This window comes from Tenacibaculum soleae, assembly GCF_030549005.1.
In the GTDB taxonomy this organism is placed as follows: Bacteria; Bacteroidota; Bacteroidia; order Flavobacteriales; family Flavobacteriaceae; genus Polaribacter; species Polaribacter soleae.
The window spans coordinates 259,051-283,780 of sequence record NZ_JAUOSW010000001.1 but is presented as its reverse complement, the minus strand read 5'-3'; the positions used below and the strand labels follow the sequence as shown (position 1 = coordinate 283,780).

At 30.6% G+C, this 24,730-nt stretch carries 21 protein-coding genes; 15 read left to right on the top strand and 6 right to left on the bottom strand.

What is annotated here, in order from left to right; translation table 11 throughout:
• Position 1 precedes the first annotated feature (1 nt).
• The 13 genes from Q4586_RS01220 to Q4586_RS01160 all read left to right on the top strand — a co-directional run bounded on the left by Q4586_RS01220 (position 2) and on the right by Q4586_RS01160 (position 16,479).
• Positions 2–1,840 (top strand): M1 family metallopeptidase, encoded by a 1,839-nt coding sequence (locus Q4586_RS01220; protein ID WP_068701849.1) that lies wholly within the window; start codon positions 2–4, stop codon positions 1,838–1,840.
• A gap of 158 nt (positions 1,841–1,998) precedes the next feature.
• Positions 1,999–3,687, top strand: a complete 1,689-nt coding sequence (locus Q4586_RS01215) for a glutamine--tRNA ligase/YqeY domain fusion protein (RefSeq protein ID WP_303525624.1) — start codon at positions 1,999–2,001, stop codon at positions 3,685–3,687.
• A gap of 228 nt (positions 3,688–3,915) precedes the next feature.
• Complete coding sequence (locus Q4586_RS01210) at positions 3,916–5,427, top strand: PSP1 domain-containing protein (RefSeq protein ID WP_303525621.1); 1,512 nt, start codon at positions 3,916–3,918, stop codon at positions 5,425–5,427.
• Positions 5,414–5,902: a gliding motility lipoprotein GldH gene (locus Q4586_RS01205; RefSeq protein ID WP_084443009.1), complete on the top strand. Its 489-nt coding sequence runs from the start codon at positions 5,414–5,416 to the stop codon at positions 5,900–5,902. The genes Q4586_RS01210 and Q4586_RS01205 overlap by 14 nt, the downstream gene beginning before the upstream one ends.
• Entirely contained in the window at positions 5,902–8,184 is a 2,283-nt protein-coding gene (locus Q4586_RS01200) for a transglycosylase domain-containing protein (protein WP_303525616.1), read from the top strand. The genes Q4586_RS01205 and Q4586_RS01200 overlap by 1 nt, the downstream gene beginning before the upstream one ends.
• A gap of 38 nt (positions 8,185–8,222) precedes the next feature.
• Entirely contained in the window at positions 8,223–8,924 is a 702-nt protein-coding gene (locus Q4586_RS01195; RefSeq protein ID WP_068701839.1) for a CoA transferase subunit A, read from the top strand.
• A 4-nt stretch (positions 8,925–8,928) separates the two neighbouring features.
• Positions 8,929–9,585 carry a CoA transferase subunit B gene (locus tag Q4586_RS01190; RefSeq protein ID WP_303525613.1) on the top strand — a complete coding sequence of 219 codons (657 nt, stop codon included), beginning with the start codon at positions 8,929–8,931 and terminating at the stop codon, positions 9,583–9,585.
• A 231-nt stretch (positions 9,586–9,816) separates the two neighbouring features.
• Positions 9,817–10,578, top strand: a complete 762-nt coding sequence (locus Q4586_RS01185) for an exodeoxyribonuclease III (protein ID WP_303525610.1) — start codon at positions 9,817–9,819, stop codon at positions 10,576–10,578.
• An 8-nt stretch (positions 10,579–10,586) separates the two neighbouring features.
• Positions 10,587–12,113 (top strand): lytic transglycosylase domain-containing protein, encoded by a 1,527-nt coding sequence (locus tag Q4586_RS01180; RefSeq protein ID WP_068701831.1) that lies wholly within the window; start codon positions 10,587–10,589, stop codon positions 12,111–12,113.
• A gap of 26 nt (positions 12,114–12,139) precedes the next feature.
• Positions 12,140–13,129 (top strand): DUF4837 family protein, encoded by a 990-nt coding sequence (locus Q4586_RS01175; protein ID WP_303525606.1) that lies wholly within the window; start codon positions 12,140–12,142, stop codon positions 13,127–13,129.
• Between the two features lie 106 nt (positions 13,130–13,235).
• A complete protein-coding gene (locus Q4586_RS01170; RefSeq protein ID WP_303525604.1) occupies positions 13,236–13,400 on the top strand; it encodes a DUF1761 domain-containing protein in 165 nt (54 codons plus the stop codon).
• A gap of 428 nt (positions 13,401–13,828) precedes the next feature.
• Positions 13,829–14,563: a LytR/AlgR family response regulator transcription factor gene (locus Q4586_RS01165; RefSeq protein WP_068701829.1), complete on the top strand. Its 735-nt coding sequence runs from the start codon at positions 13,829–13,831 to the stop codon at positions 14,561–14,563.
• A gap of 2 nt (positions 14,564–14,565) precedes the next feature.
• The gene (locus tag Q4586_RS01160; RefSeq protein WP_303525601.1) at positions 14,566–16,479 is read left to right on the top strand and encodes a tetratricopeptide repeat-containing sensor histidine kinase; all 1,914 of its coding nucleotides are present in this window, start codon (positions 14,566–14,568) and stop codon (positions 16,477–16,479) included.
• On the opposite strand, the gene dinB is transcribed toward Q4586_RS01160, so the two are convergent.
• Positions 16,476–17,558, bottom strand: a complete 1,083-nt coding sequence (dinB, locus tag Q4586_RS01155; RefSeq protein ID WP_303525599.1) for a DNA polymerase IV — start codon at positions 17,556–17,558, stop codon at positions 16,476–16,478. The genes Q4586_RS01160 and dinB overlap by 4 nt on opposite strands.
• A gap of 77 nt (positions 17,559–17,635) precedes the next feature.
• On the bottom strand, positions 17,636–18,667 hold the full coding sequence (gene trhO, locus Q4586_RS01150; protein WP_303525597.1) for an oxygen-dependent tRNA uridine(34) hydroxylase TrhO: 1,032 nt from the start codon (positions 18,665–18,667) through the stop codon (positions 17,636–17,638).
• Positions 18,668–18,879: 212 nt separating this feature from the next.
• Here trhO and Q4586_RS01145 point away from each other — a divergent pair, with 212 nt between their 5' ends.
• Both Q4586_RS01145 and Q4586_RS01140 read left to right on the top strand, forming a co-directional pair.
• Positions 18,880–19,869, top strand: coding sequence for an aspartate-semialdehyde dehydrogenase (locus Q4586_RS01145; RefSeq protein ID WP_068701821.1), 990 nt, complete (start codon positions 18,880–18,882; stop codon positions 19,867–19,869).
• Positions 19,870–19,935: 66 nt separating this feature from the next.
• The gene (locus Q4586_RS01140) at positions 19,936–20,592 is read left to right on the top strand and encodes an HD domain-containing protein (protein ID WP_068701819.1); all 657 of its coding nucleotides are present in this window, start codon (positions 19,936–19,938) and stop codon (positions 20,590–20,592) included.
• A 193-nt stretch (positions 20,593–20,785) separates the two neighbouring features.
• Here Q4586_RS01140 and Q4586_RS01135 read toward each other — a convergent pair whose 3' ends face one another.
• The 4 genes from Q4586_RS01135 to Q4586_RS01120 are packed head-to-tail and all read right to left on the bottom strand — an operon-like array spanning position 20,786 to position 24,654.
• A complete protein-coding gene (locus Q4586_RS01135) occupies positions 20,786–21,568 on the bottom strand; it encodes an enoyl-CoA hydratase/isomerase family protein (protein WP_068701817.1) in 783 nt (260 codons plus the stop codon).
• A 4-nt stretch (positions 21,569–21,572) separates the two neighbouring features.
• Complete coding sequence (locus Q4586_RS01130; protein WP_068701815.1) at positions 21,573–22,985, bottom strand: sensor histidine kinase; 1,413 nt, start codon at positions 22,983–22,985, stop codon at positions 21,573–21,575.
• A gap of 50 nt (positions 22,986–23,035) precedes the next feature.
• Positions 23,036–23,500, bottom strand: a complete 465-nt coding sequence (locus Q4586_RS01125; RefSeq protein ID WP_068701813.1) for a hypothetical protein — start codon at positions 23,498–23,500, stop codon at positions 23,036–23,038.
• A gap of 2 nt (positions 23,501–23,502) precedes the next feature.
• A complete protein-coding gene (locus Q4586_RS01120) occupies positions 23,503–24,654 on the bottom strand; it encodes a DNA polymerase III subunit (protein ID WP_303525587.1) in 1,152 nt (383 codons plus the stop codon).
• Positions 24,655–24,730 lie beyond the last annotated feature (76 nt).

Sequence of the window (24,730 nt, the reverse complement as noted above, 5' to 3'; positions counted from 1 at the left end):
TATGAAAAAAATAATTTTAGGACTTTCATTATTATCAATTGTTTCTTGTGCAGCAACAAGCAAACAGGTAACAGAAAATCCAATAAAAAAAACAAAAAGTCAAAACTATTGGCAACAACATATTGATTATACGATGGATATTGATATGGATGTAAAAACATATCAATATAAAGGAAAGCAAAAAGTGGTGTATACAAACAATTCGCCAGATGTTTTAGATAAAGTTTTTTATCACTTATATTTTAATGCTTTTCAACCAAATTCTCAAATGGATATTCGTTCGAGAAACATTAAAGATCCAGGTAAAAAGATTGCCGACAAAATTGTAAAACTATCGCCAACAGAAATAGGCTACATAAAGGTTAACTCGTTAACACAAAATGGAGTTGCAGTAAACCACGAAACAGTAGGAACTATTTTAGAAGTAACATTAAATAAAGCAATTCAACCAGGAGAAAGCGTAACGTTTGATATGGTTTTTGATGCACAAGTGCCAAATCAAATTCGTCGTTCTGGGCGTAATAGTGCCGAAGGTGTTGCATTATCAATGAGTCAATGGTATCCTAAAATGGCAGAATATGATTTTGAAGGATGGCATACACCACCATATATAGCTAGAGAGTTTCATGGTGTTTGGGGTAATTTTGATGTAACACTTCATATTGATAAAAATTACGTAGTTGGAGGTACAGGTTACTTGCAGAATCCACAAGAAGTAGGGCATGGTTATGAGAATAAAAATGAAGCCTTAAATCTTCCTTCAGGAAAAAAATTAACATGGAAATTTAAAGCACCAAATGTGCATGACTTTACTTGGGGTGCCGACCCAGAATATATTCACGACACCTATAAAATGGATAACGGAATCGACTTACATTTCCTTTACAAAAAAACATTAGAGGCTAAATATCTAGAAAATTGGAAAAAATTACAGCCTAAAACTGCTGAATTAATGAATTATTTTTCTGAAAACATAGGGCAATATCCATACAAACAATATTCAGTAATACAAGGTGGTGATGGTGGAATGGAGTACGCAATGAGTACTTTAATTACCGGAAAACGTAGCTGGGGAAGTTTATTTGGTGTAACAGCACACGAAATGGCACATACTTGGTTTCAGTTTTTATTAGCAAGTAACGAAAGCAAGCATCCATGGATGGATGAGGGGTTTACTACCTATATATCTAACAAAGCAGAAAATGCAATTTTAGGTAAAAATGTAAAAAATCCACACAGAGGTTCATATATGGGCTACAATTATGTAGTAAAAAATAACATTGAAGAATCATTATCTACACATGCAGATAGGTATCATACAAACACAGCTTACGGTGTAGCAAGTTATTCTAAAGGAAATATTTTCTTATCACAGTTAGAGTATATTATTGGAGAGGAAAATGTAGCAAAAACATTAAAAAAATACTTTACTGATTTTTCATTTAAACACCCAACGCCAAATGATATAAAAAGAACTGCCGAAAAAGTTTCAGGAATTCATTTAGACTGGTATTTAAACGAATGGACACAAACAACGCACACCATAGATTACGGAGTAAAATCGGTTAACGGTAAAGAAGTGGTGTTAGAAAGAATAGGAAGAATGCCGATGCCTATTGATGTTGAGGTAACTTACACAGATGGCAGTAAAGAAACATTTAATATTCCGTTACGTATGATGCGTGGCGAAAAACCAACCAAAGCAACAGTAATAACTGATTGGACTTGGGCGCACCCAACCTATACTTTTGCAACTTCTAAAGAAGTAAAATCTGTTGAAATTGATCCATCAAAATTAATGGCAGACATCAATCAAGAAAATAACTCGTTTGGTAAATAAACTTTTGAAGGTTATTCTGAATTTATTTCAGAATCACACTATAAAATGGTATTGATAAAAAAGTGAAAACTCTATGTAGAGTTTTCACTTTTTCTTTTTTTAGGATAAAATTTTCTTCAACAATTTTCCGTAATTTTGCACTTCAATTTCAACAGAAGATGTCAGAAGAAAAAAAATCATTGAATTTTTTAGAGCAAATCATAGAAGAAGATTTAGCAAACGGATTGCCAAAAGAAAATTTACGTTTTCGTTTTCCGCCAGAACCTAATGGATATTTACATATCGGTCACACGAAAGCTATCGGAATTAGTTTTGGTTTAGGTGAAAAGTATAACGCACCAGTAAACTTACGTTTTGATGATACAAACCCAGCAAAAGAAGAGCAAGAATATGTTGATGCTATTAAAAAAGATGTTACTTGGTTAGGGTATAAATGGGCAAATGAATTGTATTCGTCTGATTACTTTCAGCAATTATACGACTGGGCAGTTTTATTAATAAAAGATGGTAAAGCGTATATTGATAGTCAATCTTCTGAAGAAATGCGTACTCAAAAAGGAACACCAACAAAGGTTGGGACTAATAGTCCTTTTAGAAATAGATCGGTTGAAGAAAATTTAGATTTATTTAGCCGAATGAAAGCTGGTGAATTTGATGAAGGAACGCATGTTTTACGTGCTAAAATTGATATGGAGTCGCCAAATATGTTAATGCGCGATCCTTTAATGTATCGAATTTTAAAAAAAGCACATCACCGTACCGGAAACGATTGGTGTATTTATCCGATGTATGATTGGACACATGGTGAAAGTGATTATTTAGAACAAATTTCACACTCGTTATGTTCGTTAGAGTTTAAACCTCACCGTGAGTTATACAATTGGTTTCGCGATAATGTATACGAATACAGCAAGACAGAATTTCCAAATCCACCAAAACAGCGTGAATTTTCGCGCTTAAACTTAAGCTACACAATAATGAGTAAGCGTAAGTTATTAACATTGGTTGAAGAAGGAATTGTAAAAGGATGGGACGACCCAAGAATGCCAACAATTTCTGGATTAAGACGTCGTGGGTATACACCAGCATCTATCCGTAATTTTATCGAAACAGTAGGCGTATCAAAAAGAGAAAATATTATTGACGTTTCGTTGTTAGAGTTTAAAATACGAGAAGATTTAAATAAAACAGCCAACAGAGTAATGGGGGTTTTAGACCCTGTAAAAGTGGTGATTACTAATTACCCAGAAGATAAAGAAGAGGTTTTAATTGCAGAAAATAATCCTGAAGATGAAAATTCAGGAACAAGAATGGTTCCTTTTTCAAGAGAAATTTATATTGAAAGAGAAGATTTTAGAGAAGAAGCAAATAAGAAGTTTTTTAGGTTAAAATTAGGAAAAGAAGTTCGTTTAAAAAATGCCTATTTTATTACAGCTAATAGCTGTACAAAAGATGCAGAGGGTAATATTACAGAAATTCAATGTACGTACGATCCGTTAACAAAGTCAGGAAGTAATACAGAAGAAAGTAAACGAAAAGTAAAAGGAACTTTACATTGGGTATCGGTAAAACACGCTGTAAAAGCTGAGATAAGAGCCTATGATCGTTTATTTTTAGATGAAGCACCAGATAGTCATAAAGACAAAGATTTTATGGAGTTTGTAAATCCAAATTCTTTAGAAAAAATTACCGCATTTGTAGAACCAAGCTTGCAAACAGCAACAATAGGGCAACAATTTCAATTTCAACGTTTAGGATATTTTAATGTTGATGACGACTCGACTGCCAATAATTTAGTATTTAATAAAACCGTTGGTTTGCGTGATAATTGGGCAAAAAAGAACTAAATAGCAATAGTTATTTTAATTAGCAACCTTTCTTAATTTTTATAAAATTAAGAAAGGTTTTTTTATGAAAAAATTCCATTTTTAATTTTCGATAGAATACGTATCTTTACTGATTAAGGAAAGTTGTGATAATTAATTTTTATCTAACTGAAAATCAATAATAAAAAAGTGTTTTTTGATACTGGGAAAATTCAGATTTAAAAAGCATTTCTAATAATATACTATTTTATGAGTTGTAGCAGTTGCTCAACTAACAAAAACGGTGTGCCTAATGGTTGTAAAAGCAATGGAAATTGTGCAACAGGTACTTGTGGAAGTGGAAATAAACTTGCCGTTTTTGATTGGTTATCGAATATGACTTTACCTACGGGTGAAGCACCATTTAATATTTTTGAAGTTCGTTTTAAAAACGGACGTAAACATTTTTATAAAAATACCGAGAAACTAACTGTTTCTATGGGAGATGTCGTAGCGGTTGAAGGGTCATCGGGGCATGATATAGGTATAGTTGCCTTAGCAGGAGAGCTTGTAAAAGTTCAAATGAAAAAACGAAAAATTAGTGTAGATAGTGAAGATGTAAAGAAAATTTACAGAAAAGCTACTCAAAAAGATATTGATATTTGGCACACCGCCAGAGATAGAGAACAAGAAACTCAACGAAAAGGAAGAGAGATTATTAGCCGTTTAGGGCTAAAAATGAAATTATCTGATGTTGAATATCAAGGGGATGGTACCAAAGCTACTTTTTATTATACTGCAGATGAACGAGTAGATTTTCGTCAATTAATTAGAGATTTAGCAGGAACTTTTTCTATTCGTGTAGAAATGAAACAAGTAGGTATGCGTCAAGAAGCAGCGCGCTTAGGCGGTGTTGGTTCTTGTGGTAGAGAGTTATGTTGCTCTACTTGGTTAACCGATTTTAGAAAAGTAAATACAGCAGCAGCTCGTTACCAGCAACTATCATTAAACCCGTTAAAATTAGCAGGACAATGTGGTAAGTTAAAATGTTGTTTAAATTTTGAGTTGGATACGTATTTAGATGCTTTACAAAGTTTTCCGAAGCAAGATAAAATACTGAAAACAGAAAAAGGAGATGCTGTTTTTGTAAAGATGGATATCTTTAAAAAAATACTTTGGTACACTTATAAGCATGAAAGTTTTAAATGGTTTCGATTATCATTAGAGCAAGTAAATGAAATTATCGAATTAAATAAAAATAATGAAGTTGCTTTACCGTTAGATGAATATGAATTAGATATTATAACGGAGCCAACGGTAGATTTTGAAAATGTTGTAGGACAAGATAGTTTAACTCGTTTTGATGCTCCTAAAAAGAAATCTCGTAATAGTAGAAGAAAATCACGAAAACCAGCAAACAACTCAGAGGGTGATCAATCAAACGAAACCAAACCAAAAAGAAGACCTCCAAGAAAACCAGTAAATAAAAGAAATGGTACGAAACCTGGTGAAGTAAAGACAAATAAAAAACCTCAAAGAAAACCAGGACAAAAAGAAGGTAATAAAAACACAGGTGTTGCCTCAGTTGAAACAAGGAAACCGAAACCTAGAAAAAATCCTAGAGAGAATAACCAAAAAACAGATAAAACCCCAAATAATAAAAGCAAAGGTGTTCAACCTCAAAATAAAAAACCAAACAATCAGAAAAGAAGAAATAATAATCAAAGAAATAGAAAACCGAACGAAAATAAATCAACCAAACCTAAAAATGAAAAAGAATAGTATACTAGCATTAGTTTTTGTTTTTTTAGCAATGACATCATGTGACTCAAAAAGAGTTTATGATGAGTATATAACATTGCCAAATAGCCTATGGAATAAAAATAATACTGTTACGTTTACTTTTTCGATAAAAGATTCAATACAAAAGAAAAACTTGTTTATAAACCTTAGAAACAATCAAGATTACGAGTACAGTAATTTGTTTTTAATAGCACAAATAAACTTTCCTGACGGAGAAACAATTATAGATACTTTAGAGTATGATATGGCAGATGTTACAGGGAAATTTTTAGGCAAAGGTTTTTCAAATATTAAAGAAAATAAATTATTTTATAAAGAAAATATAACATTTCCTAATACAGGAGAATATACTTTTAAAGTAAAACAAGCCATGAGAAAAAATGGTGAAATTAAAGGAATAAATACACTTGAAGGTATTTCTGAAGTAGGATTTAGAATTGAAAAAATGCAATAATGAAAGAGAAAAAAACAACTAATTTTAATAAATACATCAAGTGGTTTTGGGGAATCATATTAGGTGGTTTCCTTCTTATAGGGTCCTTATTTTTACTTGCTTCTTGGGGAGTTTTTGGAGCATTGCCAACCTTTGAAGAGTTAGAAAACCCTAAAAGCGATTTAGCAACTGAAGTAATTTCTGCTGACGGAAAAACTTTAGGAAAATATTACGTAAAAGCAAACCGTACACCTATTAAATACAAAGATTTACCAGAAAAATTAATAAAAACATTAGTTGCCACTGAAGATGAACGTTTTTATGAACATTCTGGGATTGATTTTAGAGGTTTGGCAAGGGCAATTTCAAAATTAGGAGCAGGTGGTGGTGCAAGTACTATTACACAACAATTAGCAAAAAATTTATTTAATAAAGGAGGAGCAAGTAATAAATTAATAAGACTTACTCAAAAGCTTAAAGAATATGTAGTTGCTGTTAAATTAGAACGACAATATACTAAGCAAGAAATTATAACCATGTATTTAAATACACAAGGTTTTTTATTTAATGCGACTGGTATTCGTTCAGCATCACGTATTTATTTTGGTAAAGAACCGATGGAGTTAGACTTGCAAGAGTCCGCTATTTTAGTAGCCATGTTAAAAAACCCAAGGCAGTTTAATCCATATAGAAAGATATCAAGAAATAAATCATTACAACGTAGAAATGTTGTGTTTGCTCAAATGGCAAAAAATGATGTGATAACTGATCAAGAAAGAGATTCATTACAAAAATTACCACTAAAAATAAATTTCACACCAGAAAGTCATAGTGATGGATTGGCAACTTATTTTAGAGAAAACTTAAAACAGCGTTTAAAAAAGTGGGCAAAAGAAAATCCGAAAGATAATGGAGAGTTTTATAACATTTATAAAGATGGATTAAAAATACATGTTACGATTGATTCTCGTATGCAAAAATATGCCGAAGAGGCAAGTAGAGAGCATATGGCAAACCTGCAATCTTTCTTTTTTAAAGAACAAGAAAGAAATAAAAAAGCCCCTTTTTACGATATCGACAAAAGAACGATTACCGGAATAATGAAACGAGGTAAACGTAATTCAACACGCTACAAACGATTAAAAGCTGCAGGTAAATCAGAAGAAGAGATTGAAAAATCTTTTAATACTGATGTTGATATGCGTGTTTTTTCTTGGAAAGGAGAAATAGATACTGTTATGACACCTTATGACTCTATACGTTATTACAAACACTTTTTAAGGTCAGGATTAGTTTCTATAGAGCCTCAAACAGGTCATATTAAAGCATGGGTGGGAGGTATTAATCATAAATATTTCAAATATGATGCGGTAGAACAACAAAAACGTCAAGTAGGTTCTACTTTTAAACCTTTTGTATATGCAACAGCAATTAATCAGCTAAAAATGTCACCTTGTGATCAGTTGCCAAATGTATTGTACACCATTCCTAAAGAAAAATATGGAATGCCAGAAGATTGGACACCTAAAAACTCCAGTAATAAATACGGTGGTGAGTTAACATTAAAAAAAGCATTAGCAAATTCAGTAAATGTAGTGTCAGCTCAACTAATTGATAAGGTTTCACCAATAAATGTTGCGCGTTTAGCAGCATCGGCAGGAATAAAATCAAAGATTGATGCAAATCCATCAATAGCTTTAGGTGCTGTAGAGTTATCGTTGATAGAGATGGTAAGTGCGTATTCAACTTTTGCAAATAAAGGGTTACGTGTAAGTCCGATGATGATTACTCGAATTGAAGATAAAAACGGAACAGTTTTAGAAGAATTTGTGCCTGAAACAAAAGAGGTTTTAAGTGAAGAATCTGCCTATGTAGTGTTAGATTTAATGAAAGGAGTAACAACAGGAGGGTCAGGTATTCGTTTACGTTTATCGAGTAAATACCCTGATTATATTACAGGGCATCCATATAAATTTACAAACCCTATTGCAGGAAAAACAGGAACAACTCAAAATCAGTCTGACGGTTGGTTTATGGGAATTGTACCAAATTTAGCAACAGGAGTTTGGACAGGTGGTGAAGATAGAGCAACCCACTTTGCAGGAATCGGAAAAGGGCAAGGAGCAGCAATGTCGTTACCAACATGGGCATTATTTATGCAAAAATGCTATGCTGATAAAAGCTTAAATATTAGTCAGTCAGATTTTGAAAAGCCATCAGAAAAACTTTCCATTGAAATTAACTGTGCTAAGCAGAAAGAGGAAAATAAAGATGAAAAATCATCCGAAGAAACTGATTTTTAAGATTGTAAGAAATTTTTAGTATTAAACAAACAACTACAATGATAAATAAAAAAGTAAATAACGTACAAGAAGCTGTTGCTGGTGTAAAAGATTCTATGACTTTTATGTTAGGAGGTTTTGGTTTATGTGGTATACCAGAAAATGCCATTGCTGAACTTGTAAAGTTAAATGTAAGAAACGTTACCTGTATTTCTAACAATGCAGGGGTTGATGATTTTGGATTGGGTTTATTATTACAGAATAAACAAATTAAAAAAATGGTTTCTTCTTATGTAGGAGAAAACGACGAATTTGAACGTCAAATGTTATCGGGTGAGCTAGAGGTTGAGCTTACACCACAAGGAACTTTAGCAGAAAAATGTAGGGCTGCACAAGCAGGATTTCCCGCTTTTTATACACCAGCAGGTTATGGTACAGAAGTAGCCGAAGGAAAAGAAACGCGTGAGTTTGACGGAAAAATGTACGTGTTAGAACCAGCTTTTAAAGCAGATTTTTCATTTGTAAAAGCATGGAAAGGAGATACTGCCGGAAATTTAATTTTTAAAGGAACAGCACGCAATTTTAATCCAAATATGTGTGGAGCGGCAACAATTACCGTAGCTGAGGTTGAAGAATTAGTGCCAGCAGGAGAATTAGATCCAAATCAAATTCATATTCCTGGAATTTTTGTGCAACGTATTTTTCAAGGAGAAAAATATGAAAAGAGAATTGAACAACGAACGGTAACTCCAAAAGCGTAATAAAATGGCATTAAGTAAACAACAAATAGCGCAACGAATAGCAAAAGAATTACAAGATAAATGGTATGTTAATTTAGGAATCGGAATTCCGACTTTAGTGGCTAATTACATTCCAGAAGGTATTGAAGTGGAGTTTCAATCAGAAAACGGATTGTTAGGTATGGGACCATTTCCGGTTGATGGAACTGAAGATGCAGATTTAATAAATGCCGGTAAACAAACAGTTACTGTTTTAGATGGAGGGTCTATTTTTGATTCAGCAACTAGCTTTTCTATGATTCGAGGTAAACACGTTCAATTAACTGTTTTAGGAGCGATGGAAGTTGCACAGAACGGTGATATTGCTAACTGGAAAATTCCCGGTAAAATGGTAAAAGGAATGGGCGGAGCGATGGATTTAGTAGCATCGGCAGATAATATTATTGTTGCTATGATGCATACGAATAAGCGTGGCGAATCTAAAATATTAAAAGAATGTTCATTACCTCTAACAGGTGTTGGTTGCGTAACCAAAGTAGTTACCAATTTAGCTGTTTTAGAAGTTAAAAATGGTGCTTTTCATTTGTTAGAAAGAGCTCCAGGAGTATCTGTTGAAGAAATTAAAGAAGCTACTGAAGGAACTTTAATTGTTGATGGAGAAATTTCTGAGATGAATATTTAATATGGAAGGTTTTTTTAAAAAATTTCATAGATTAATTTATCCTCTTCATGCAATACTTTTTTTGTTGATTTTAGATAAAATATTTCATGTAGAGCCTGATTGGTTACGAATAGCGATAGCAATTGCTTTAGGATATTTTTTATCACCAAGAATAAAAATAATAGAAACGCAAACAGGAAAAAGGAAGCAGCTAACGTGGATTTTTCTTAAAAAACCAATATTTTTAGATTAATGAAAATAATCTCATACAACGTAAACGGAATTCGTGCTGCATTAAAAAAAGGATTTATTGATTGGTTACAAGCTGCAAACCCAGATGTAATTTGTATTCAAGAAACCAAAGCACACAAAGAACAATTAGACCTATCTGAATTTGAAAATGCAGGTTATCCTTATCATTATTGGTTTTCAGCACAAAAAAAAGGCTACTCATCGGTAGCTGTTTTTTGTAAAAAAGAACCCAATCATATTGAATACGGAACAGGAATTGAATCAATGGATTTTGAAGGGAGAAATTTACGTGTAGATTTTGATGAAGTTTCGGTAATGAGCATGTATTTACCATCAGGAACCAATGCTGCAAGATTAGATTATAAGTTTAATTATATGGATGAAATTTTGGAATATGCGACCGATTTGCGTAAAACCATTCCAAATTTAGTTATCTGTGGCGATTACAATATTTGTCATGAAGCAATAGATATTCACAACCCGAAAATGAAAGGTGTTTCTGGGTTTTTACCCGAAGAGCGTGAGTGGTTAACGAAGTTTATTGATAGCGGATTTACTGATAGTTTTCGTCATTTAAATCCAGAAAGACAAGAGTATTCTTGGTGGAGTTATCGAGCAAATTCTAGAGCCAATAATAAGGGGTGGCGATTGGATTATGCAATGGTTTCTGAGCCGTTAAAAGATAAAATTTCAAGAGCCTATATTTTACCAGAAGCAAAACACTCAGACCATTGTCCGATTGTTGTTGAATTAACGCTATAAAACTACTTATGAAAAATATTTTAGGATTACTTTTTTTTACACTTTCAATTGCTGCACAGCAACCTGTTGATAGTGTTTTTGTAACAAAAGAGCAGGTAAAAATAGTTGTTGATTCAACATTAATAGCTAAAGATACTATCAAAACACAACAAATTGATACGTTATACACTGATGCCGATTTAAAAATTATTGATAGTTTATTAATAGAAGAAAAATTTAATTCTTCGCTGTTTGATAGTATTCAATATGTAATTAACGATAAAGAAATTATAGGTAATACTACCACAATACTTTCTACCGATTTATTAAAAAAACGATTGAGTGACTTAAATTTAAAAACACCTTTTAATTTAGCTTATAACCCAGCGTTAGAAAAAGTAATTAATAGTTATTTAAAACACCGTAAAAGATATTATCCAGCCTTAATGGCAAAGGCACAGTATTATTTTCCGATGTTTGAACAGTATTTAGATCAGTTTGATGTGCCGCTAGAAATGAAATATTTAGCGATTGTTGAATCTGCCTTGCGTCCTGCGGCAAAGTCAAGAGTTGGAGCAACGGGTTTGTGGCAATTTATGTACGGCACAGGAATTCAGTTTGATTTGAAGGTAAACTCGTATGTTGATGAACGTCAAAACCCTGTAAAAGCAACTATAGCAGCCTGTAAATATTTAAGTCAATTATATAAAATCTTTGGCGATTGGGATTTGGCTTTAGCAGCCTATAATTCAGGGCCAGGAAACGTTTCTAAAGCAATAAAAAGATCAGGGGGATATCGAAATTATTGGAATATTCGTCCGTTTTTACCTCGCGAAACAGCCAGTTATGTACCAGCATTTTATGCAACGATGTATATTTTTGAATATGCAGAGCAGCATCATATTTACCCGAAGCCACCAAATATTTTTCATTTTGAAACTGATACTGTTCGCGTAAAAAGAACGATTAGTTTTGATCAAATTTCAGAAAAAACAAAGATAGATACAGAATTATTATCTTTTTTAAATCCGTCATATAAATTAGATATCATTCCTTATGTAAAAAGTAAAAGTTATGCAGTTCGATTGCCTCGAAAAAACATAATAGATTTTTTAGATAAAGAAAAAGAAATTTACACATTAGCAAATGAAGATGATGCAAAAAGAGAAAAACCATTGCCAAAGTATTTTGAAATGGACAAACGCATTCGCTATAAAGTGCGTAGTGGGGATTATTTAGGGAAAATTGCAAACAAATTTGGTGTAAGGGTTAGTGATATAAAACGATGGAACGGTATGAGAAGCCATCGCTTAAAAATAGGGCAACGTTTAAGTATTTATCCAAAGAGATTAGCGGTTTCAAAACAAGTTTCAAAGAAAAAATATAAAGTGCCAATAGGTAAACACGATGTTTATGTAGTGCAAAATGGAGATTCGTTATGGACGATATCTAAAAAATATCCATCAGTTTCTATAGAACAAATTAAAAAGTGGAACAATATTTGGAGTGTAAAAAGTCTGAAACCAGGAATGAAGCTAAAAATATTTAAGAGTTAAAAAATCAACACTAAAAACTACAAACTATGAAAAAAATAATTTTACTTGTATTGGTATTTATAGGGATGTCATGTAAATCAGGTGCAGGCAAAGAAGGTTATATTTTACCAACATCTAATGGTAACACCAATAAAATAATGGTGGTTGTAAAAGGTGCAGACTGGCAAGGAAAATTAGGAGATCAAATACGTAAAGTATTTGGTGAGCATCAAGTAGGATTACCACAGCCTGAAACGTTATTGTCAGTAAGCCAAATAGATCCTGTTGGGTTTAGTAGTTTTATGCGACATGGAAAAGCTATTTTAACCTTAAAAGAAGGAGAAAAAGAAGCTATTACTATTGAAAATAATAGATATGCCTCTCCTCAAATTATAGTTCATGTAACAGCAAAAAATAAGCAAGGGTTAATAAACGTTTTAAACACTAGAGGTAAAGAAATTATTAAGATATTTAAAGATGAAGATATTAAATTTACACAACGTCTCTTTAAAAAAGATAGAATCGATGAAACAGCATTTAAAACTATAAACAATATAGGACTAACGTTAGATATTCCAAAGAGATTTAGATTGGTAGAAGATACAGGTGAGTTTATTTGGTTTCGTCAGCATTTAAAAAGTGGAATAGCTAGAGGAGATGGTACAAATAACATTTTAATATATAGTGTCCCATTAGGCGATGAAAATGCGGTTGCTGATAATATTACTGCAGTGCGTGATACTATTGGTAAAAAATACATACCAGGAAGTAAAGAGGGTATGTATATGATTACCGAACAAGCCTATACACCATTTACTTTTGATGCTGAAATAGATGATAAAAAAGCCTATGAGACAAGAGGAAAATGGGAGGTTAAAAATGATTTTATGGCAGGGCCATTTATTAATTATACAATAGTTGATAAGAAAAATAATCGTTTAATTATTTTTGAAGGGTTTACCTATGCACCATCGGTAAACAAACGTGATTTTTTGTTTGAATTAGAAGCAATTGCTAAATCAATGAAAATAAAATAATTGAAATATACAGGAATCTATTGAAAAGCATCAAATATTTATTTGATGCTTTTTTTTATTGTATTTAGCTATAAATCATGGGTTTATAAAAATTAAATTTAATTTTTTGATATGCGTATTAACAGCATTTCTACCTATAATTGTAGGGTTTATTTGGTATGGACCACTTTTTGCAAAATCATGGATGAAAGAAATGGAGTTTACTGAAGAAAGTTTAAAAGGGGGTAATATAGTAATGATTTTCGGATTGTCATATGTAGCTAGTTTTTAATAGCTTTTTTGTTACAAACTTTAGTAATACTTGAAAGAAAAAGTTTTAAATATATAGCAATTAATACCAGTTATTGATTAGTGATTTTAGCTATTATAGGAGGTGTATTATGTAAATGGGTATAAATAAAATAACTGTTAAAGTTATATAATAATAAAAAGCACTACTATTTAGTAGTGCTTTTTATTATTATCATTATTGATTAATCCCCCAATTTATCAATACGATTTCCTCGTGTATTACAGTGCAAACATACTATGTAAATATATTTTATAAAATAGTTAATGTGTAAATGGTGTTTATTAATGTATAAATGGTTTTTGTTTTGTGGTTTTAGGTGTTTTTTGTGGAGTTTAAGTGTTGTTTCACTACTTTTTGCGTTTTAATATTGCATTAATATAAGTTATATTTGATTAAAAAAGTAGTAAATGTTGAAAGCCGTAATTGTAGATGATGAACCAAAAGCAATACAAGGTCTTACTTGGGAGTTATCTAATTTTAATAATGATTTAGAAGTTATAAAAACCTTTACCGAAGCAGAAAAGGCGATAAAGTATATTAATGAAAATACTATTGATTGTCTTTTTTTAGATATTGAAATGCCTACGATGGATGGCTTTCAATTACTTGAAAAATTAAAGAAAAAAGATTTTGCAATTGTAATTACAACAGCCTATAATGAGTATGCTATAAAAGCATTAAAAAATGAAGCTATTGATTACCTTCTCAAACCTGTGGATTCAGACGATTTAGAGGAAACAATAAAAAGAATTAAGACCTATCATACCAAAAATACAAATAATGATAAGTTTGAAGAAATACTCTTAAAATTCAATAAAAAATTTAATAAAAGAAAAATTACTATAAATACTGATGGAAAATTAATTTTTTTAGAAGAATCAGATATTTTATTTGTTGAATCTGATGGTAATTATTCTTCTATACATACAGTTAACAATAAAAAAATAGTAGTAACAAAAAAGTTAAAAGAAGTAAACTCATTATTACCTGATGAACATTTTTTTAGAATTCATAATTCATTTGTAGTAAATTTAAATAAAATTAAAGAGTTTTTAAAATCTGATGGATATATCGTATTAGAAGATAACCATAAAATACCTGTTTCACGTCAAAGAAAATCTGACTTTTTAGATAAATTTTAATAATGAAAAACACCTTTATAATAGTTTTATTTTGTTTGATAACTAGTATTTGTCTATCTCAAAAAAATGTAGATAGTTTAATATTAGCAGGAATAGAAAAAAAAGAACAGAACTATTTTAAACTTCAAAAATTCTTTAACAACGTTTATTTTACCGATCAAGAAACAAACTTTCTTTTAGAAAATAGTAAGCAAAATAATTATCTTTTAGGGGTTGTTTATGCAAAAAATATTCAAGGGCGTTCTTATAGAAACAAAGCTGTATACAATAAAGCAATTAAAAAATATAATGAAGCGTTAAAAATAATAAAAACAATAAATAGTATTGAAGCTGAAATAGTAACATTAAATCAATTAGGAGTTGTTTACAGGCGTCAAGATAAAATTAGATCAGCATTAAATTATCATCAACAATCTTTAGAAATTATAAATAAGATAGGTGTTACTTCTAATGATTTAAAGAAAAGTAAAAGTATTGCAATAAATAGTATTGGAAATATTTATTTAACACTTAAACAGTATGAAAAAGCATTAGATAAATTTAAAGAATCAATTATAATACAAGAAAAACTTGAAGATATAAGGGGTTTAGCTATAAATTATCAAAACATTGGGTTTGCGCATAAAAATATTGGAAATATAGATATAGCCTTAAATAGTTATAAAAAATCATTGTTTTATAATAATTTAAATAATGATAGTTTAGGGAAAGTAATTTGTCATAATAGTATTGCAGCCGTTTTAATTAAAAAAGGAGCTTTTGAAGAAGCTAATAATTACATTACAGAAGTAGTTACTGCTATTGAAAAAATAGGAAATAATTATTACTTATCCGAAGTATATAACACTTTAGGTTGGGTATCTATAAAATTAAATAAATATAAAAAAGCAGCGGAATATTTAAAAAAATCTTTAAAAATAGGATTAAAAAATAACCTTCCTTCAAATTTGGTTTCAACATATAATCATTTATCTGAATTACATCAGAAAAAAGGAAATTATAAAAAAGCATTAGACTTTTATCATAAATCAATGGAGTTAGAAAATCAAATATCTAGTAATAATAATATTAGGTATATGAACAGTCTTATTAATAAGTATGATAGTGAAGTACACACTAATAAAATAAAAGATTTAGCAAAGGAAAATGAAATAGCTAAGTTAAAGTTATTAAGAAACCGTAACATCTTAATAATAGCATTAGTATCTATTGCTTTATTCGGGGTGTTATTGTATTCAATTTATCGACAAAATTTATTGAAAAATGATAAGCAAATTTTACATTTAGAACAAGATGCTTTACGTATTCAAATGAATCCACATTTTGTATTTAATGCACTAAATTCGATAAAATTATATATTATAAATAATGAACAAAAAAATGCTGTTCGGTATTTAAATAAGTTTTCAAAGTTAATTCGTAGCATATTAGAGTCATCTACTGTAAAGGAGGTAACTCTTGGAGAAGAGTTGAAAACGATGGGGCTATATATGAGTATTGAAAATATTCGGTTTTCAAATGAAATAGATTATGAAGAGAATTTTAATAAAAACCTCAATTTAGAGACAGTTAAAATTCCTCCTTTAGTTTTGCAACCTTTTTTAGAAAATTCTATTTGGCATGGTTTGTCTTCAAAAAAAGGAGAAAAAAAAATAAAATTATCTGTAAATAAATTATCTGAAAAATTTTATCAAATAGATATAGAAGATAATGGGGTAGGACGTAAAGAAGCTTTTAGAATTAAAAGTAATAAAACATTAAATCGAAAATCAATTGGAATAAATTTAACCAAAGAACGATTAAGTAATTTTTCGGTGCAATTTGAGAATGATTATTCATTGGATTATACAGATTTAGTTGACGAAAATGATAATGCATGTGGTACCATAGTATCGTTAAAAATACCTTTGGTTTAAAAGTTAAATTTTAATTGAACCCATGTTGATTCTTTTTTTTTAGTATTTAAATTACTAAATGAAATACCAAGTAATCGAACAGAATTTTTTAAAACATCTTGATATAACAGTTCTTTTACTATTGGATAAAATTTTTTTTTATCTTGAATATAATAGTTTACAGTCTTACTTCTGGTTTGTTGTGTAAAATCACTGTATTTAATCTTTAAAGTAACTGTTTTACCTTTCGTACTCGTTTTTTGCATTCTACGCTCTAATTCATCAGCAATTTTATCAAGGCGCTGCAACATAAAAACTTCAGAAGATAAGTTTTCATTAAAAGTAATTTCGGCTGCGATTGATTTTCTAACCCTGTTAGGTTTTACTTTACTGTTGTGAATTCCTCTCACAATATTGTAATAATGCAAGCCAGATTTACCAAACAATAAAGATAGTTCTTCGAGAGTCTTATTCTTTAAATCAATGCCTTTAAATATACCTAAATTATGCATTTTAGCCGCTGTAACTTTACCAACGCCATAAAATTTATTTACAGGCAATTCTTCTAAAAAAGGAATTACTTCTTCTGGATTTATTGTTTTTTGCCCGTTAGGTTTATTAATATCTGAGGCAATTTTTGCAACAAATTTATTGATTGATATTCCTGCGGATGCTCTTAATTGTAGTTCATCCCAAATACGTTGCCTAATTTCTTGAGCAATTAAACTAGCAGATAAATTACTTTTTTTATTTTCAGTAACATCTAAATAGGCTTCATCTAAAGAAAGTGGTTCAACCAAATCGGTATAATCATAAAATATAGCCCTAATTTTAGATGATATTTCTTTATATCGATCAAATCTGGGCGGAACAAAAATTAGATGGGGACATTTTTTTTTAGCTAAAAATCCACTCATTGCAGATTTAACTCCGAATTTTCGAGCCTCATAACTTGCAGCAGAAACTACACCGCGAATTTCATTACCACCAACAGCAAGTGGTTTGTTTCTTAATTTAGGATTATCGAGCTGTTCTACCGAAGCATAAAAGGCATCCATATCAACATGAATAATTTTACGATAAGGTGGTTTCAGCGGCATTTTTTAGGGTATAGTTAGAATATAAAATTACATATTTAAAAAGAAAAAAGCACTCAATTGAGTGCTTTTGATTTGTTTTATTTTTTAAATTTTAAAACTTCTGACCGTCCTTTTTTAAATATCTTATTGCTATTTCCTTTCCCTTTTCGCAATTCTTTTTGCTCTTCAAAAGATAATTGGATTATTTCTTGGCAATTAGTAGAACAAGTATTTTCGGTTTTCTCGGCGCATTCACTGCATTGAATAAAAAGTAAATGACACGCTTCGTTGGCACAATTTGTATGTGTGTCGCAAGCTTTACCGCATTGATGACAATTAGAAATTACATCATCGGTAATACGCTCGGCTCTTCGGTGGTCGAAAACAAAATTTTTACCAATAAATTTATTTTCTATTCCTTCGTCTTTTACTTGTCGAGTGTATTCTATAATTCCGCCTTCTAACTGAAAAACATTTTTAAAACCTTTGTGTTTATAGTATGCAGAAGCTTTTTCACAACGAATTCCGCCAGTACAATACATCAATAAGTTTTTATCTTCTTTATTATCTTTTAAATCTTCTTCAATAATATCTAACGAATCTCTAAATGTATCAACATCCGGGGTTACAGCCCCATCAAAATGCCCAATTTCACTTTCGTAATGGTTGCGCATATCAACACAAACCGTATTTGGATTGGCTAACATTTCGTTAAATTCCTTGGCGTTTAAGTGTATTCCTTTGTTAGTAACATCAAAAGTGTTGTCATTTAACCCATCAGCAACAATTTTGTTACGAACCTTTACTTTTAATTTTAAAAACGATTTATTGTCTTGTTCAACTGCAACGTTTAAACGAATATCTTTTAAAAAAGAAATCGCATCTAGTTGTTCTTTTAATTTTAAGAAATTTTCTGCTGGAACAGAAATTTGCGCATTGATACCTTCGTAAGAAACATAGGTTCTACCAAGAACATCAAGCTCGTTCCATTCGATAAATAATTTATCTCTAAAAATTTGTGGATTTTCTATCTTGTAATATTGATAGAAAGAAATGGTTAAACGGTCTTTTCCCGCTTCGTCAATTAAAGCAGCGCGTTCTTTTGCGCTTAACTTGTTGTACAGTTGCATGCTATACTTTTTTAAGTTTTACAAAATGTTTTTGATTTATAAAAAAATCGCTACAAATGTACAGTTTTTTTGCTCTTAACTGTTTAAAAACATACTTTTTGAATTAATTTGATATTTTTTAAACTTTACTTAAAAATATCAATAAAAACAGATACAACTAATTCAATTTTTTTAAACCTTTGTATATATTAATTTTAGTAACACATTAAAAAATGAAAGTTGCAGTTGTTGGCGCTACCGGAATGGTAGGAAACGTAATGTTAAAAGTATTAGCAGAAAGAAATTTTAAGGTAACAGAATTAATTCCTGTTGCTTCAGAACGTTCTGCTGGAAAAAAAATAAATTATAATGGTATCGATTATACGGTGGTAACTTTAGCAACCGCAGTAGCAATGAAACCAGATGTTGCGTTGTTTTCTGCAGGAGGAGATACTTCGTTAGCATGGGCTCCAAAGTTTGCCGAGGTTGGTACAACTGTTATTGATAACTCATCGGCTTGGAGAATGGATCCAACAAAAAAACTAGTGGTTCCTGAAATCAATGGAGATGTTTTAACTGTTGATGATAAAATTATTGCAAACCCTAACTGTTCTACAATTCAGTTAGTAATGGCGTTAGCACCGTTACATAAAAAATATACTATGAAACGTGTGGTAATATCTACATACCAATCTGTTTCAGGAACAGGAGTAAAAGCAGTAACACAATTAAATAATGAAGAAGCTGGTATTGATGGAGAGATGGCGTATCCTCATAAAATAGGAAGAAATGCTTTACCACATTGCGATGTTTTTTTAGAAAATGGTTACACCAAAGAAGAAATGAAATTGGTAAAAGAGCCTAAGAAAATTTTACGAGATGATTCTTTTTCTGTAACGGCAACTGCAGTAAGAATTCCAACAGCAGGAGGGCATTCAGAGGCAGTAAATGTACAGTTTAATAATGATTTTGATTTACAAGAAGTTCGTGAAATTTTAAACAATACAGATGGAGTTATTGTACAAGATGATTTAGCAAATAATTTGTATCCGATGCCAATAACAGCACATAATAAGGATGAGGTTTTTGTAGGAAGAATTCGTAGAGATGAATCGCAAGAAAACACGTTAAACCTATGGGTTGTTTCTGATAACTTACGTAAAGGAGCAGCAACAAATACAATACAAATAGCCGAGTATTTAGTGGCTAATAATTTAATTTAGACATAAAAATTGTCTTAGTTATTAGAATCCTGTGTTTTTTTAACACAGGATTTTTATTTTTGAAAAATGGATACACAACAAACAATAAAAAACACCATAGTATTTGTAAAAAAGACGTTACAAGGTGCAGAAGGTGGACATGATTGGTTTCATATTGAACGTGTTTACAAAAATGCTTTATTAATAGCTGAAGATGAAAATGTTGATAATTTTATCGTTTCATTAGGGGCTTTATTACACGATATTGCTGATGCAAAGTTTTATGATGGTGATGAAACAATTGGTCCTAAATTAGCACGTAAGTTTTTAGAGAAACAAGAAGTGGATGAAGAATCAATTGTTCATATAGAAAATATTATTCAATATATTTCTTATAAAACAAGTTTATCAGATGGAGTTAAATTTAGCTCACCAGAGTTAGCTGTAATTCAAGATGCAGATAGATTGGATGCAATTGGTGCAATTGGTATAGCGCGTTGTTTTAATTACGGAGGGTTTAAAAATAGGGTTTTATATGACCCAGAAATTAAACCTAATTTGAACATGACAAAAGATGAGTATAAAAAATCAACAGCGCCAACAATTAACCATTTTTATGAAAAGCTACTACTTTTAAAAGATAAAATGAATACTCAAAGAGGGAAACAAATAGCAATTCAAAGGCACAATTATATGGAGTCATTTTTAAAGCAATTTTATATTGAATGGAATGCATTGAAATAGAGTGTTTTGTGGTTTTTGCTTCGGTAAATGTGTTGTTTTAGTGAAAAATAATTAATTAAATTAGCTGTTTATTGATAATAATGTATATATTTACTTCATTAAGTAATAATCCCCTTAGTTATAAATTTTTTCCCCTTAAAATTAAAAAAGCATCTAGTTATCTAGATGCTTTTTTAATTTTAAATAATATTTTTTATTTATTAGGAAAATTGGGTTTTCTTTTTTCTAAAAAAGCAGTAGTACCTTCTTTAAAATCTTCTGTTCCAAATGAATCACCAAATTCAGCTATTTCAGTTTCAAAACCGTTAACACCATCTTTAAAATTATCATTCACGGCTCTAATAGCAGCACTAATTGCTACTGATGAATTACGCATTATTTTACTAGCTAATTTTTCAGCTAGAGGTAAAAGCTCTTCCAGGTTAACAACATGGTTTACTAATCCCCATTCTTTAGCTTCTTGTGCAGAGATCATTCCTGCGGTCATAATTAATTCCATCGCCTTTCCTTTACCAACTAATTGAGGTAAGCGTTGCGTACCTCCATAGCCAGGAATTACTCCTAAAGATACTTCTGGTAACCCCATTTTTGCATTATCTGATGCTATTCTGAAATGACAAGCCATCGCTAATTCTAGTCCGCCTCCCAAGGCAAAACCATTTACAGCTGCTATTACAGGTGTTGCTAAATTTTCTACTAAATTAAAAAGAGATTCTTGGCCTAGTCTAGCTAAATGTGCTCCTTCTTCTACAGAGAAATTAGCAAATTCAGCAATATCAGCACCTGCAACAAAAGCTTTTTCACCACTACCGGTAATAATAATTGTTTTTACGGTAATATCGTCTTCTAAAGTTTCAAAAGCGATACTTAATTCTTTTATAGTTGTACTATTTAAAGCGTTTAATTTTTTTGGTCTGTTGATGGTAATAGTTGCTAATCCGCTAGCAATAGTTACTAAAATGTTTTCGAATTTCATTGGATTAAGTTTTGGGTAAAATTACGGTAAAAACGGTTCCGATACCTTCGGTTGATGTAAAGCTGATGGTTCCGTTATACGCTTCAATTATGTTTTTTATCATGGCTAAACCTAAGCCCATACCACTTGTTTTGGTGGTGAATTTAGGTTCGAAAATTAATTCTTTGTTAGTATCTGCAATACCTTTTCCGTTATCAGAAACAATAATTTTTAAATTATTACTATCAGAAGTTACTTTTACTTCTATTTTTGGGTTGATTTCATTTTGTTTAATAGCTTGTGTAGCATTTTTAACTAAGTTTGTTACAACACGAATTAATTGAGTTTTATCTAAATGTGCAAAGATTTCGGTTTCTTGTGGTATGTAATGAATATAGTTTTCGTTAAAAATATCAAGAGAATGTTTAACAATATCAACAACATTTAGTTTTTCACGACGTTGTGTAGGCATTTTTGCAAAGTCAGAAAAAGCAGAAGCAATGGAGCTTAGTACATCAATTTGTTGAATTAATGTTTCGCTATATTCAGACATTTTTTCTTTAATATTTGGGTCTTCAGGATTGAATCGTCTGTCAAAACTTTGCACAGAAAGACGCATTGGTGTTAATGGGTTTTTTATTTCATGCGCCACTTGTTTAGCCATCTCTCTCCAAGCTTGTTCACGCTCGCTTTTAGCTAATTTTACAGCACTTTCCTCTAGTTGATCAATCATATTATTGTAAGAGTCAATAAGAGAGTTTATTTCAGAGCTTGCTGAGTTTAGGGTTATTTTTTCATTCCGCTGATTTAAACGGGTTTCTTTAATTTTTGCAGAAATTGTTTGAATAGATCGGGTAATATAACTCGATAAAAAATAAGCCAAAGCAATAGCAATTATAAACATTAAAAGATAAACAAGTAATAAGCGCGATATAAATTCACGTAATTCATGTTTTTGTTCCTCATTATTTTGGGCTATTTGTATTTGTAAAATACCAATTCTTTTAAATCTAGTATCTGTTAAATAAGAAAAAGATGATTGATAGGTAATTCCTTCTTTTATTTCAATTCCTGGTATTCGGTGTTCAGAGCTGTTGGCAAGCTTATTAACGGTTTCTTGTGTTAAGTTTTTGCCTTCTTTCTTGTCAAAATTATAAGGTATTGACGATTTTAATAATTGCCCATTCATATCAAACATAGATATTGTTAATTTATGAACGTACGCAATATTATAAATCCGGTCTTGAAAAATTTTAGCTAAATTACTAGTGGTTACAGGGTATGTTGTTCTACGCTTTAATTCAATTTCAATATCATTTTTAGTAGATGTTTCTTTACGTTCAAAGCGAAGTTTATTATAATCATCCGTTTGTTCACCGTATTGATATATAGTAACACTTATAATTAAAATAGAGGCCAATAATACCAATAGTATCATTGATAAAAAAATTCTAATTCGTAGCGATATGTTTTTAATATTTAGCAAACTTATTGTTTTAGTCTTTTAGTATTCATAATTAAGGTATCGTCAAACTCGCCATCGTTATCCCAATCGTATATTACGGTTCCTTTAAAACCTTTTTTTGTTTTATTTATTTTATACCAGGCTTGTACTTGTTTTCCTAAATATGTATAATTAATATATAAACTATCGTTTTTGGTTTTCCATTTTCCGCTAGTTTCATCTATTTTTTTACCATCCGGTTGTTTAAACCAAGCTGAAAATGTTCCATCTTTTTTATAAGAAGATTGGGCTTTACCTGTATTGGGTTTACTAAAATTATCTTCAAAAACGGATGTACTATCAGTTTTATTTACGGTAACCATTTTTATTTTTAAATAAGTGGTTTCCCAATTACCAATCATATAATTTTTAAGGGTATCTTTTTTATTTTGATTACAGGTAGCAAAAAGTAATCCGAAAAGTAAGATAAAAAGGTGTTTTATTTTCATAATTATGATTCAATTTTTTCTTCTTTACTATGTAAAAGACGGGTTAATTTAATAGATAAATCTAATAAAATTATTTTAGCATTTCCGTTTCTTTCAATATGATATTGAGCTTCACTTACTTCTTTTTCAATAGTTAAAATATTAGCACTGTGTATAAAAGGAGCGAACTTTGAAAGTTGAAAATTTGCAGATTTTGTTTCTAAAAAAACCAAATCAGGTGTGCCGTAATTTAATAATAGAGCTTGCCTAAAAAACTGTAAACAATATTGTAAAAATTGTTTTTGTGTTTCTCTACCTGATTTTGCAATAATTTCAGACCAGCCGATTAAATCTTGTATAACGGCAGCATTACCTTTAGCCTTAAAAGCTGCACGAATCCAAGTAATAAACCATTCTTCAAAAATTAAATCATTTGAATTATTATTTAAAATATGCAATGCTTTGTTGTAATTTCCTTCGGATTGATGCGCAATTTTAACCGCTTCATTTTCCAAAATGTTTTCGTTTTCAATTAAAGCATCGGCAATATCTGTATCACTTAGTGAAGGAAAGTTTAATGCTTGGCATCTTGATTTTATGGTGTTTATAATTTGCCCTTCATCTTCAGTAATCAATAAAAAAATTGTTTTATTAGGGGGCTCTTCAATCAATTTTAATAACTTATTTGCGGCTGCAATATTCATTTTTTCCGCCATCCAAATAATCATTACTTTAAAACCACCTTCATACGATTTTAGTTGTAGTTTTTTAACAATATCTTGCGCTTCATCAACCCCTATTTGCCCTTGTTTATTTTCTACACCAATATGTTTAGACCAATCAAAAACGTTTCCATAAGGTTGTTTTTCGATAAAACTTCTCCAGTCATTCAAAAATAAGTTGCTAACAGGGTGTTTTTTTACCGAATCGTTGGTGGTTACAGGAAAAGCAAAATGCAAATCAGGATGCTGTAATTTATTGCATTTTATAGCACAAGCCTCTTCGTTACTTGATGATTTACATAACAAAAATTGAGCATAAGCAATTGCCATTGGTAATGTACCTGTACCTTCTTTACCAATAAAAAGTTGCGCGTGTGGTATTCTATTATTTTCAGCAGATTGCTGTAAATGTTTTTTTATATGTTCTTGTCCTATAATTTGATCGAAAGTCATGCAACAAATATAAGATTTCAAATACAGAGAACAACCTTAAAAATGAAAGGTAAGATAGTTACAAGTGTATTGTTTA